This is a genomic window from Furfurilactobacillus curtus (assembly GCF_045862785.1).
GTDB classification, from domain to species: Bacteria; Bacillota; Bacilli; order Lactobacillales; family Lactobacillaceae; genus Furfurilactobacillus; species Furfurilactobacillus curtus.
The window spans coordinates 15,698-28,702 of record NZ_BQXO01000004.1 but is presented as its reverse complement, the minus strand read 5'-3'; the positions used below and the strand labels follow the sequence as shown (position 1 = coordinate 28,702).

Genomic DNA, 13,005 nt, shown 5'->3' with positions numbered 1-13,005 from the left:
CCGACCAGTTTTACTCCAACTGGGGCAACATGTATTACTTCGGCGATGGTGGTGCCCGTTACACCAACCAGTTTTACTCCAACTGGGGCAACATGTATTACTTTGGTGAAGGTGGCGTGCGCTACACCAACCAATATTATTATAACTGGGGTAATACTTATTACTTTGGCGACGGTGGTGTTTTGCTAAAAAATGCAACGCAATGGCTTAACAGTACGATGTATCATATCGATAACGACGGTGTTTGGATTGCGACAAATCCCACCATTGAAGCAGTAGTCAACGCCGCTCAAAGTCAAATTGGACTGGCACCATATACTTGGGGTGGTGGGAGAACACCGGCCTCGATTGCTGCGCATAGATTTGATTGTTCCAGCTTTGTCCATTGGGCTTTTTCGCAAGCTGGGATCATACTAGGAAATTATACAAGTGCTACGACGTGGACACTTGAAGGGTACGGAACGCCTGTGGATTGGAGTCAGCTAAGAAGAGGCGATATCTTCTTTATGGATGATGTTAATCATGTTGGCATTTATTTAGGAGATGGTTACTTTATTCACGATTCGCCTAACTCTTCAACGGGTGGCGTTGGGATTAATCGATTGACAGACCAAGTGCCAGATCTGGGAACTTGGGAAGAAATTGCCGATAATATTAATCGACGGATTGTGTAGTCTCGTTCAAATTAATTAGCAATAAAATATATTGGACGTGAAAATAACATTATTTTCACGTCTTTTTACGGTTTTAAAGAGAGACGTTTTCCGAGTAGTCCTTTTTCTTTAATCACATGGTATGATAGTAGTCGCATATAAAGCGAGGGAGTTTTCATGAATAAAGAAAAATTAAACGAAGCAGTTCGATCACGACGCACTTTTGCAATCATTTCACACCCGGATGCGGGTAAAACAACGATTACTGAACAAATGTTATTACTTGGTGGCGTCGTTCGGCAAGCAGGAACCGTCAAGGGGCGTAAAACCGGTAAGTTTGCTACATCAGATTGGATGGAAATCGAGAAACAACGTGGAATTTCGGTTACCAGTTCTGTGATGCAGTTTGACTACAATGGCAAGCGAATTAATATTTTAGATACTCCTGGACATGAGGATTTTTCCGAAGATACTTATCGAACCTTAATGGCTGTCGATTCAGCAATTATGGTGATTGATTCAGCAAAGGGAATTGAACCGCAAACTAAAAAATTATTTCAGATTTGTAAAATGCGTGGCATTCCAATTTTCACCTTTATGAATAAGCTGGATCGAGATGGGCGTGAACCATTGGATTTATTAGCTGAATTAGAGGATGTGCTTGGTGTTGAAACATATCCGATGAATTGGCCGATTGGCATGGGCAAGGGACTACAAGGTTTATACGATCGTTATAATCAGCAGGTTGCCTTGTATCATCCAGATGCGGATGGACAGCAATATTTACCACTGAATGAAGATGGCGATATTGCTGAGGAAAATTCCTTACATCAGGAATCAATTTGGCGAGACACACTTGATGAAATTGATTTGATTAATGCGGCCGGCAATGAGTTAGATCAGGAAAAAATCAAAACTGGTGATTTAACGCCTGTGTTTTTTGGGTCCGCTTTGGCTAACTTTGGAGTGGAGACTTTTTTGAAGACTTATTTGGATTATGCACCGCAACCAGCAGAACACGAGACGAAATCTAACAGGTTCGTTGAGCCCACCGATGAAATTTTTTCGGGTTTTGTCTTTAAGATTCAGGCAAATATGGATCCCAAGCATCGTGACCGAATTGCATTCGTTCGCATTTGCTCAGGCACATTTGAGCGTGGCATGGATGTGAGTCTTCAGCGAACCGATAAGAAACTTAGATTAAGTAATTCAACCCAATTTATGGCTGAAGAACGAGAGAATGTTCAAACGGCGGTGGCGGGGGATATCATCGGTTTATATGATACAGGCAATTTTCAAATCGGTGATACGATTTATACTGGCAAGGAAGCGATTCAATTTCAAGATTTGCCACAGTTTACGCCGGAACTATTTGTTCGAGTTAATGCCAAAAATGTAATGAAACAAAAGTCATTTCATAAAGGAATTCAGCAACTAGTTCAAGAGGGGGCTGTCCAATTATTTCGCTCCTACACTGCTAATGACTATATCTTAGGGGCTGTTGGGCAACTTCAATTTGAAGTTTTCGAATTTCGGATGAAAAATGAATACAATTCTGAAGTTACGATGGAACCACTGGGTTCAAAAATTGCTCGCTGGATTGATCCGGAACAATTGGATGAAAAGATGGCTTCAAGTCGCAATATCTTGGTTAAGGATAGTCACGATATGCCACTATTCTTATTTGAGAATCAATTCTCTGAGAACTGGTTCATTCAGAAATATCCAGATGTGAAGTTAGCGGCGAAGTTGTAAATGTCTATGCGAATTAAAATTATTAGTCTGTGCTGATTTTGATCGAAAGTCTATAAGTATAGTTAAATACTGGTTATTATTCTTCCCCAAAAAAATTTCGTGTTAAATCTTAATTTAATTCGTTTCGTGGAGAAGTCAGACGCTGGTCAATGTGTTTCACTTGTTTTGATTAAGTTTATTCAATAATTGTTCCATTTGCTAAAGTACGGCGGGATGCCATCGGGAACATATAGTTTTATACAGATGGTCATCAATTATCTTTGAGCGCCGTTCTTCATAAGGGGGAGAAACTTTGAAAAGTAAATCAAATGAAATGAGTTCGTTAAGACGAAGTTGTTTTTTTTATGGGGCAGCGTTTTTAATACCATTCCTTATTTTTGGTGTGATGCTATTTCTATTGAAAATAACACCATTTGGGGACAACACAATTGCATATATCGACGCAAATAATCAATATTTGAGCTTTTTCGCTTACTTAAAACAAAATTTGAGTAATCCAAGCGCATTTCTTTATAATACATCAATTAATATTGGTGGGAATTTTTTTGGGATTTTTACTTACTATTTACTGAATCCACTTAATTTACTCATTCTTTTTTTCTCAGTAGGTAGAGTGGCAAATTTTCTTTTAACGATCGTTTGGCTTAAATTGGCAATATCCGGATTAGCCATGTTCATTTATCTTCATTTCCATTTTAAGTTAAGCATGTTTAAAGTGATAGAGAAGAGAAATGCAATTTGGTTTGATCTCGTCATTTCAACAGCTTATTCGTTATCAGCATTCTCTATTATCTACATGTCTAACGTAATGTGGCTGGACGCAGTTATACTCCTACCGTTAATTATGCTTGGCCTTGAAAAAATATTTAGTGGACAAAGACCATATCTTTTTGGATTGCTTTTGTTTTATGCGTTTGTAGTTAACTACTACACAGGTTTTATCATAAGTTTTTTTTGTGTTATTGAATTTATCTTCTTAATTCTTTGGAGCAAAGTATTGAAGCAAGTAAATACCATTACTTTGCGTAATCGTTCTGTTGCCGCAATTATTACGGGAGGATTTAGTTTAGGCCTAGCAAGTGCAATACTAATACCTAGTTATCTTTCAACAACGGGAGTGCTTAAAGAACCTTATCGATTTTCGTTTGATTTTATGTATAACTTAGTTGATGAAACCAGAGGAATTTTAGGAGGAGTGCCTGGTAATGTACCGCAGGTTGGGCCGCTAATCTTTTGTGGTATGTTTGTCATTACTGCGTTAGTGTTATTTTTTAGCTCCAGTTCAATTCGTGGTGATGAAAAGCGCCTTTGGTTTTATCTGATCGTAACTTTGATATTCTTTTCCGCTTTTAAAGGGATTTATTTAGCTTGGCATGCGTTTGCAATGCCAAATGGCTTTCCACAACGAGAATCCTTTTGTTTAGTTTTTGTGATGTGTCAAGTTGCTGCTGTTTCATTACGAAGTGATTTAAATATTTCCGGTCGCAAACTGGAACGTATTTTATTAGTAGTAACAGCTTTACTGATCCTTCTTTCAAAAGTGGAAAGTTTTATTAGTGGTCGAACTCTTGTTTACAGTTTGTTTATGATGGCAATCTTTGGGTTTCTAATAACTCACAAAAACTTATCTCGTTTTGGCAGTTTCGCATTAGTCGTACTAGCTTTTTTGGATATTAGCTATGGGGTTTGGATGAACTGGGGCACCAACCAAACCCAACTCCAAGTCTCTGTCTTTAACAAATATGTTGATACCCTTGGTTCAGCAATAAGTGACATTAAAAGAGATGATTCCACGTTCTATAGAATTGGAATATCTACATCACAATCTACAAATCAACCATTGTTGTTAAACTATAATGGCATGAGTAGTTATACATCAACACAGCCAACAGATTTGGTTAACTTCATGGCCGCTGTTGGCTATCATCAAAATCATGGCTGGACGAGGTGGTCGAATTATAGTAATGGTTCAACTAGGGCAATGGATGAATTATTTGGTGTGAAATACAGAATTGAGAATTCTAACAGCACTCTTCAAAAAGATTTTAATAGAGTAGTTGCAAGTGTGGGATATGATAACGTGGTCAATAATTTAAGTTTTAAAGGAAGGCTTATAAGTAATGTTAATAATCTTAAAATATATAGAGATACAGACGCGCTTCCTTTAGCTATGACTGTTGACCGAAGTGCATTATGGGGCAATCACCAGCTGGAACAGACTAGTAACATTAATCCATTTAAGAATCAGAATTTAATATGGCGGTCTATTACCGGAGATAAACGCAATTTGAATGATCTGGCCAGAATAGATCTGATGCCAACAACTACTTCAGCAATAAAGAAATATCGAGTAGTGGCCAATCATGACGGTGAACTATATGCAGAGTTTCCTCAAGTAAGATCAACGTTAATCAGTCAACCTCTGAATGTTTTTCTTAATGGACGACTAATTTCGGAATATAGAACAGAGGGAGAAAATGGAATTATTGATTTAGGGAATTTTCATGCTGGGCAGGAAAGTACTGTGACGTTACGCTCTAGTGACAATAAACCAATAGAAGGCATGAATTTAGATGCCAGGGCATATACACAAAATTCACTGGTCTTGCGCGATGGTCGTAAGTTATTAAAGGCGTCTGGGATGATTGAAAATCAACAAATAAAGAATAACCATATTAAGTTAAAGGTAAATAATAAGCGTTCACAAACGCTGATGTTATCATTACCTTATGATGAAGCATGGAAGATTACCGATCAAAATGGTCGCATACTAACTCAACAGCGAGCTGTTGGAACACTAATGGGGATTGAGGTTCCCACGGGAACTAAAATGATTCATCTTGTTTATGAACCTGCTGGTTTACACGCAGGAATTTTGATATCTGCTGTCAGTTCTTTATTGATAATCGGTTGCACACTATTTTATGAGTACAAACATCGAGTTCAATGAATGTAAATTGTGAGAATGCATAACTATGGGATGTTTAACCTTTTCGGAACAGTGCGCAGAAAATTCATCGAGTGAGTTGTACGAGATTTTTAAGCGTCTAAATCTCAACATGGGATAAAAATATTAAATCCGTGGTGATAAACTATTCTGTGAGTGTTATGTGTTGTTATCTCAACAGTAAGCTAACATTTGACATTGTTTATCATTTTTAGATAATCGAATTGTAAATGCCGGCCATCAAATGTAAGGAATCAGCGATTAGAGTCAAAAATACTCACAACTTGCAACATCGCAAAGATGAAGGAGGCTGTGAGTATTTTTTCATTACAATTCTTTATAAAAAGTTGTTACATCTTCTCCAGTCGTTCAATTCGATCCTCAATCGGTGGATGCGTATCAAACCAATGGCTGAAGGACCGTTTCTTCTTAAATGGATCAGAAATATACAGGGCTGCGCTACTAGCATCAGCAGCTTGCATCGGCTCACTACTTGAGATCTTGCGTAGCGCAGAAATCAGTCCTTGAGGATTGCGGGTTAGCTCAACGCTACCGGCATCGGCAAGGTATTCACGATTACGCGACAAGGCCATTTGCGCAATGGATGCGGCTAATGGCCCTAGGATAACCAACAGGATTGAGACAATGATCATGATGATTTGTAGATAACCGCCGCCATTGTTGTCATTATCGCGATCGCGGCGACCGCCGCCCCACCAAAAGGAATGCATGCCGATGTTTACCAACAAGCTAATAGCTGCAGATAAGGCGAGGGCAATCGTTTGTAGGCGAATGTCATAGTTGCGGACATGGCTCATTTCGTGACCAATGACGCCTTCTAATTCTTCTCGATTTAAGACGCGGAGGATACCAGTCGTAGCTGCGATCGCCGCATGTTGTGGATCATTGCCCGTTGCAAATGCATTCGGACTGGGATCATCGATGATAAACACACGAGGCATTGGAACCTGTGCGACCATTGCCATGTCTTCCACGGTATGCCATAGCATCGGTGCTTGCTCTGCGCTGGTGATTTCTTGGGCATGGTTCATCGACATGACAACATTCGTTGAGTTACCAATCATGACGAGACTATAGATGACGGCGATTACTAACGCCATGATTAAGCCGATCAAGCTGCTATTGAAGAAAACATAACCGACGGCGACGCCAATGGCCATCACCAGTAAGACAAAGCCGATGAGGACGTAGATGGTTCGTCGCTTATTTTGACGAATTTGTTCGAATAACAAGGGATGAGACTCCTTTGCAATAAAATGGATGTTGCTTATTTATCGAAAGACACTTTTGGGGCTGACTTTTCTTCTTCGGGAACTTGTAGGTAGTCAGCTGGGGTAAAGTGATGAATGTTAGCGACGATATTACTTGGGAAAGACTGAATCTTTAAGTTCAGGTTAGCAGCGCTGGTGTTGTATAACTGGCGTGAGTAAGCAATCTTATTTTCTGTGTTGGAAAGTTCTTCCATCAGCTGACTGTATTGGGTATTAGCTTTTAAGTCAGGATAAGCTTCGGCAACTGCAAAAATACTCTTCAGTGAATTAGTTAGCTGATCAGATAGGTTCATCGCCTGTTGGTGATCGTCTGCGGGCACGTTAACCAATTGATTGCGCAAACCGATGACCTTTTCCAAGGTACTTTGTTCATACTTGCTGTACCCCTTAACGGTTTCAACTAAGTTAGGGATCAAATCATTTCGTCGTTTGAGTTGCACGTCAATCTGGCTCCAAGATTCCTGCGTGTAGGTTCTTGATCGCACCAGACCGTTATATTGGCCGATGTAGATGGCAACTAGCAAAACTAAAATAACCACAATGATAATTGTTGGAATCATATTATTCTCCATTCTTCTACTGGCGTAGTTGACTTACGTTTGAGCCTATTTTACCAAAGAAATAACCAATGCGGCAGTTTCTCAGTTTGCCTTAATGAATAATTGTGATTTTTGCCTTTATGGCGGCTTTCAGGTATGATATTAAGCAGACAGAATGGAGGAATATTTATCATAACCATACGTGAGGCACAAAAAGATGATGCTGGCCAGATAGCCCCCCTCATCAATATCATTTTCAAGGAAATGGAACTCGAAGAATTAGAAGACGTCCCTGACCCTGCCGTCCTAAAGGCCATCACCGCCGCTTACCAGAGCGAAGCCTATCTATCTGGTAAAGCAACGACAGTGGTGGCCGAGGCCAATGGTCAAGTAGTAGGGGTGGCGTTTGGCTACCCTGATGAAAATGAAGCAGCTGTTGATCGAGTGCTGGAACGAGCTACCCGTTTCAGCGATGTCTTTGAAACGGACAGTCCGTTTGGATCTGATTACGAGGCGTTTAAAAACGAATGGTATCTGGATTCAATCGTGGTTGATCCACAGTTTCAAGGTTTAGGGATCGGTGGCAAATTATTGGAGGCAATTCCTGATTTTGCCGCCGAGGATGATAAATCAGTCGTCGGTTTAAATGTTGATTTCGAAAACCCCGGTGCTAAGGCGCTTTATGACCGACACGATTTTAAAACGGTCGGTATCAAAAAAATAGGGGATCACTGGTATTTCCACATGCAACGTGAAGTGGTCGAAGCTGGTGTATTAGAAGCATAAATAAGTTGAGTAATCCAGCGACATAAGTTGGATTGCTTTTTTATTGTGACCTAAATTATTTTGACCTAGTGAAAGATCGCAATGCTTAACATTTGTTTTTGAATTTGGATTTATAGTTGTTGTTCCACTGCACTATTGATATGCTCGCTATCGGTGAAATCTTTTATGAGCTATGGTCATCGACTTAATGATCACAGTGAAACTCGTTATTTTAGAAAAAAGGGAGTTCTATATTTCATGCAATTTCAGAAACTGACAGAAGCACAATATGCTGCCTTCGAACAGCACCATCCGGCTGGTTCCTACATGCAAACAACATATCAACAACAAGTTCTTTCACAGCGTGGCTGGGCATCAGAACTAATGGGCGTTGTTGATGACCACGGTGAGGTAATTGCGACTGAATTACTTAATAGTCGGCCATTACATGTCGGCACTTTGTTTGAAGTTTCTGGTGGGCCATTGCTGGATTGGCAAGATGCGGATTTAGTTAAATTCTTGGCTGATGAAACGATTGCTTATGCAAAAGCGCGTCGAGGATTGGTCCTGCGATGGTTACCCAATATGCATACACGGGCTTTTGATGATGACGGTAGAGTGACCAAGCATTTTAGTGATGCTGGTATCCGTCATTTGCAGGCAGCCGGATTCCAGTATCAACCATCTAAGCCAGTGGTAGATGGGGAATATTCCAAGATTAGTTTGGGTTATGAGTTCATTAAGGATCTATCTGAGCTGACAGAGGCGACACTGCCTGCTAGCTACACGAAGGACGCCCAATATGCCATCAAAAAGACCCACCAGTTCGGTGTTAAGCTACGGCGGCTTTCATATGAGGAATTGCCCGAGTTCAAACAATACGCGGACGCGACTGCTGAACGTCGTGGGTTTACAGATAAATCTTTGGATTATTATCAAAAGACGTTTAAAGCCTATGGAGATCAGGTACAGTTCATTTTTGCTGAATTGAACTTTGCCGATTATTTGCAAGAAGAAGCACACAAACGTGAGGAGTTAAGTCAGCAAATTGCAACGATTCAGCAAAAGCTCACGCAGTCACCGACAAATAAACATTTCAAGAAACAGTTAAACGAATTAAATGATCAGGATAAGCAACATGTTAAGCGAATCGCAGATGCCAGTCAGCAACAAGAAAAATACGGTGACACGGTTGTCTTGGCCGGCGCCATGTTCTTCACACAACCGCAGGAAGTCTCCTATATGTTTAGTTTTACTAATGATGAATTTAAACGCTATTACGCGCCGTATTTGATTCAAGATGAAATGCTCCATCAAGCAGTTGCTGATCAAATCCCACTGTATAACTTTTATGGAGTTACTGGTAACTTCGATGGTTCCGATGGGGTGCTAAAGTTCAAGCAATCCTTTAATGGTGAAACACTAGAGACAGCAGGTGTTTTCACACGGCCAGTGCGGCCATTTGCTTATCAAGTGGTCCAAACTTTAAAACATTTAACGGGACGTCAGTAGAAAAAGGCATCGCCAATTGGTGAACGCATACAAATAGGGATCGTCAGTTACACAGACAAGTGTGATTGACGATCCCTATTTGCTATATTTTTACGCCCGAACATCCATTGGCCCAGTTAATTTAACATACATCGAGTTGATAAACCCTAATCCTTGTAGTTGGAACCAAACTACGCCAGATGGATCACTGATTTCACCATTGATGACCACGACACTGCGGTTGGGAATGGTGCCACTCGGGCGCCCATATGGTTCGGCGTAGTAAGAGACGGCCTGACCATCGACAAAGTCAATCTCGCCACGCGCAGAGATGGGGTTAACATCCCAATGGTGCTCCGGCAAATTATCTTGATGTGATGTTGGTCTAACCGGTTTTGAATTAAGGGCAAAGGCGTTGGGCTTGTACATGACCCATTGGTTAATGCCCATGTTATACCAAAATTCGCCATTATCTGTTGCCACTCGCGAAAATACGCGCCATACGGAACCAACCGGCATTTCTAAGGCCTGTAATTCACCATCAGGCCGATCGTAAGTTGGCATGTCTTCTTGAATGGTGGCATACATTTTGACCTGTTCAACTTCGGCCCAATTAGCTTCACGGAAATATAGACGGGCTTCTTGTTGCTGATTAGAGAACCAGCCTTCAAGCGTACCTGTATGATGCAATAACCGAAAATCATCAATTTCTGGCACGTCAACTTTAAAGGGTTCACCAACATTACCCCTTAATACTTTTGGTTCAAGCAAGGTTTTACCTGAATCAACATCGGTGTAATAAACCCAGACTGGTACACCTTCGACTAAATTGTCATTCATAATTGCAGACCCCATTGCACTTGATATTAGTTATAGTATAGCGCAAACGGCAGGTAAACGGCATGAGGATTTAAATCGCTTAGTGAAATCCTAAAGAGTCAAACATGCTAAAAATACTTTTGATTGATGTTTTGCAGGACATTTTTTGCTGTTATGTAGCGAACTTGGTACACACCAGGATATAGTTTGATCATTACATTGATTAAGCCAAATAGCTAGCACATAGGGGGTTAAAAAACAGGAAATCGGTAGGAGGGTCGGCCTTGAACATTGTCGGTAAGGGATCAAAGATTAGGCCGGTTTTACCCAATAAAAAAAGTCCCACCATCAAAATGGTGAGACTTCAAGTGGTGCATCAAATTATTTGGTTTGTTCTGCGTTTTGAGCAACTGAAGCTGGCTGAGCCTGGTCATCAGCTTCAACTTTGATCTGGTCATCATCCATGACAGCCACTAAGTTGTGCGTATCAGGATTGTCCAAGAAGAAGTCGGCAATGCGGTCTTCTAATTGCTCTTGAATGACACGACGTAATGGGCGAGCCCCCATAGTTGGGTTGTAGCCGAGGTCAACTAGCTTAGCTTCAACTGGCTTGGTGACCCGAATGTGTAAGTTACGAGTATCCAATTGATCGTTAACGTCAGTCAACATCAGTTCAACGATTTGGCCAAGGTTATCCTTACTCAAGGAGTTAAACTCAACGATATCATCGAAGCGGTTCAAGAATTCTGGCTTGAAGTAATTACCTAACTTCGCCATGAGACTAGCATGAGTGTCTTGCGCTGCCCCAAACCCGACACTATTTTCACCAGAGTCACCAGAACCCGCATTTGAGGTCATGATGATGATCGTATCCTTGAAGGAAACTGTGCGACCCTGTGAATCAGTCAGACGGCCGTCGTCCAAAATCTGTAAGAACATGTGCATAACATCTGGGTGAGCTTTTTCGATTTCGTCCAAGAGAATTAGTGAGTAAGGGTGCCGGCGAACCTGTTCGGTCAACTGACCGGCTTCTTCGTAACCCACATAACCAGGAGCCGAACCAATTAGTTTAGAAACGCTGTACTGTTCCATGTATTCACTCATATCAAAGCGAATCATGGCATCCTTAGAACCAAATAGTTCTTTAGCAAGCTGCTTGGCCGTTTCAGTCTTACCAACCCCAGTCGGGCCGACGAAGAGGAATGAACCGATTGGCCGACCAGTTTGGTTCAACCCAATTCGGTTACGGCGAATCGCCCGAGCAACTTTATCAACGGCCTGATTTTGACCGATAACATGTGCTTCCAGACGTTTGTCAAGATCCTTTAGCTGGCTCTTTTCTTGCGTTTGTAGGTCACTAACGGGAATATCCGTTTTCTCTTCAATGATGCGCTCAATGTCTTTTTCAGTGATAGTTGCAGCATCATCGGATTGCGGATTCTCTTCAGCATCCTTTTTAGCTCGTTCGAGCTGATTGACTTGGTCGCGGTAATAAGCGGCTTTTTCGTAATCTTCTTTGTCCAATGCTGATTGTTTGTGAGCTTCTGCTGTATGAATCTTGTCTTCATAAGAAGTTGGGTCGACATTACGCAACGTCAGGTTCTTCTTAGAGCCGGCTTCGTCGACCAAATCGATCGCCTTATCCGGTAAGAAACGATCCTGAATGTAGCGAGCTGATAAACGTGCAGCGGCTTCAATGGCAGCGTCAGAGTAGTGAACGTGGTGATAGTCTTCGTAACGCTTCTGAATCCCTTTTAGAATGGAAATCGTGTCTTCAACAGATGGTTCTTCAACTTCGATTGGCTGGAATCGACGGGCCAATGCGGCATCTTTTTCAATGTCACGGTATTCTTTTTGGGTGGTCGCCCCAACCAATTGGAATTCACCACGTGCTAAGGCTGGCTTCAAGACGTTACCAGCATCCATACCGCCTTCAGCATTTCCGGCACCGACGACTTCATGGATTTCGTCGATAAAGAGGATAATATCATCGTTCTTTGAGACTTCGTCCATCAGTTGCTGCATCCGCTGTTCAAATTGACCACGAATCCCAGTTCCTTGAACAAGTGAAACAACATCTAGTCGGATAATTTGCTTGTTAAGTAGTTTTTCTGGCACCTTACCGTTGACGATGGCCTGCGCCAAACCTTCAACGACGGCCGTCTTACCAACACCGGCTTCCCCAATTAGAACGGGATTGTTTTTAGTCCGACGGTTTAAAATCTCAATAACGCGATCGATTTCGGCATCACGACCGATGACGGGATCGATTTTTCCTGCTTTGGCTTGATCAGTTAGGTTTAGACCATATTGATCGAGGAGCGGGTGCTTGCTGTTGCGGTTGTTACCGCCATTATTATTGCCACCGCGGCCAGCCTGAGTTGCTGGGCCTTGCTGGGCTTGTTGAAAGTTATTTGCATTAACGTTCCCATTTTGCATTGCCGCAAAGAGATCGTCTAGGTTACCAAAGCCAAATGGATCTTGAGCCATGTTTGAGCCTCCGTTTCTATTACCATTCATTAAATTATTGCCTGCTTGTTGGAGAAGTTGATAGCAATCTTGACACAAATTTACTTGGATTTGTTGTCCATTCATATTGACGCCTAAATGGATTGTTGCCTCATTCTTCTGGCAGTTTTGACAAAGCATGTCGTGATCACTCCTTCATCAGTATTCATCAAACGACCTGCTAATTGCCAGGCGTGATGGGAAAGGTGTTAATCAAATTTTGTTTGACCAACATT

Annotated in this window: 9 protein-coding genes; 5 read left to right on the top strand and 4 right to left on the bottom strand. The window is 41.5% G+C overall.

Translation table 11 applies throughout. The features are described from left to right. From ACKTR2_RS07385 to ACKTR2_RS07375, 3 genes are all read left to right on the top strand, one after another. A partial coding sequence (locus tag ACKTR2_RS07385; protein ID WP_407884064.1) for a C40 family peptidase occupies positions 1 to 674 on the top strand: 674 nt, incomplete at its 5' end. 156 nt (positions 675 to 830) lie between these two features. Beyond that, a complete protein-coding gene (locus ACKTR2_RS07380) occupies positions 831 to 2,408 on the top strand; it encodes a peptide chain release factor 3 (RefSeq protein WP_407884062.1) in 1,578 nt (525 codons plus the stop codon). 292 nt (positions 2,409 to 2,700) lie between these two features. Continuing rightward, positions 2,701 to 5,358 (top strand): YfhO family protein, encoded by a 2,658-nt coding sequence (locus ACKTR2_RS07375; protein ID WP_407884060.1) that lies wholly within the window; start codon positions 2,701 to 2,703, stop codon positions 5,356 to 5,358. 347 nt (positions 5,359 to 5,705) lie between these two features. On the opposite strand, the gene htpX is transcribed toward ACKTR2_RS07375, so the two are convergent. Both htpX and ACKTR2_RS07365 read right to left on the bottom strand, forming a co-directional pair. After that, positions 5,706 to 6,608, bottom strand: coding sequence for a zinc metalloprotease HtpX (htpX, locus tag ACKTR2_RS07370; protein WP_407884058.1), 903 nt, complete (start codon positions 6,606 to 6,608; stop codon positions 5,706 to 5,708). 35 nt (positions 6,609 to 6,643) lie between these two features. Continuing rightward, entirely contained in the window at positions 6,644 to 7,207 is a 564-nt protein-coding gene (locus ACKTR2_RS07365) for a LemA family protein (protein WP_407884056.1), read from the bottom strand. A 168-nt stretch (positions 7,208 to 7,375) separates the two neighbouring features. Between ACKTR2_RS07365 and ACKTR2_RS07360 the strand changes: the two genes are divergently transcribed. Both ACKTR2_RS07360 and ACKTR2_RS07355 read left to right on the top strand, forming a co-directional pair. Then, positions 7,376 to 7,972: a GNAT family N-acetyltransferase gene (locus ACKTR2_RS07360; RefSeq protein WP_407884348.1), complete on the top strand. Its 597-nt coding sequence runs from the start codon at positions 7,376 to 7,378 to the stop codon at positions 7,970 to 7,972. 237 nt (positions 7,973 to 8,209) lie between these two features. Beyond that, a complete protein-coding gene (locus tag ACKTR2_RS07355) occupies positions 8,210 to 9,463 on the top strand; it encodes a peptidoglycan bridge formation glycyltransferase FemA/FemB family protein (protein WP_407884054.1) in 1,254 nt (417 codons plus the stop codon). A 90-nt stretch (positions 9,464 to 9,553) separates the two neighbouring features. On the opposite strand, the gene ACKTR2_RS07350 is transcribed toward ACKTR2_RS07355, so the two are convergent. Continuing rightward, complete coding sequence (locus ACKTR2_RS07350; protein ID WP_407884052.1) at positions 9,554 to 10,282, bottom strand: MucBP domain-containing protein; 729 nt, start codon at positions 10,280 to 10,282, stop codon at positions 9,554 to 9,556. Positions 10,283 to 10,642: 360 nt separating this feature from the next. After that, a complete protein-coding gene (locus ACKTR2_RS07345) occupies positions 10,643 to 12,910 on the bottom strand; it encodes an ATP-dependent Clp protease ATP-binding subunit (protein WP_407884050.1) in 2,268 nt (755 codons plus the stop codon). Positions 12,911 to 13,005 lie beyond the last annotated feature (95 nt).

Excerpts from the sequence above, each read along its gene's own strand:
- ACKTR2_RS07345 (WP_407884050.1), bottom strand. The coding sequence starts at position 12,910 with ATGCTTTGTCAAAACTGCCAGAAGAATGAGGCAACAATCCATTTAGGC.
- ACKTR2_RS07350 (WP_407884052.1), bottom strand. The coding sequence starts at position 10,282 with ATGAATGACAATTTAGTCGAAGGTGTACCAGTCTGGGTTTATTACACC.
- ACKTR2_RS07365 (WP_407884056.1), bottom strand. The coding sequence starts at position 7,207 with ATGATTCCAACAATTATCATTGTGGTTATTTTAGTTTTGCTAGTTGCC.
- ACKTR2_RS07355 (WP_407884054.1), top strand. The coding sequence starts at position 8,210 with ATGCAATTTCAGAAACTGACAGAAGCACAATATGCTGCCTTCGAACAG.
- ACKTR2_RS07380 (WP_407884062.1), top strand. The coding sequence starts at position 831 with ATGAATAAAGAAAAATTAAACGAAGCAGTTCGATCACGACGCACTTTT.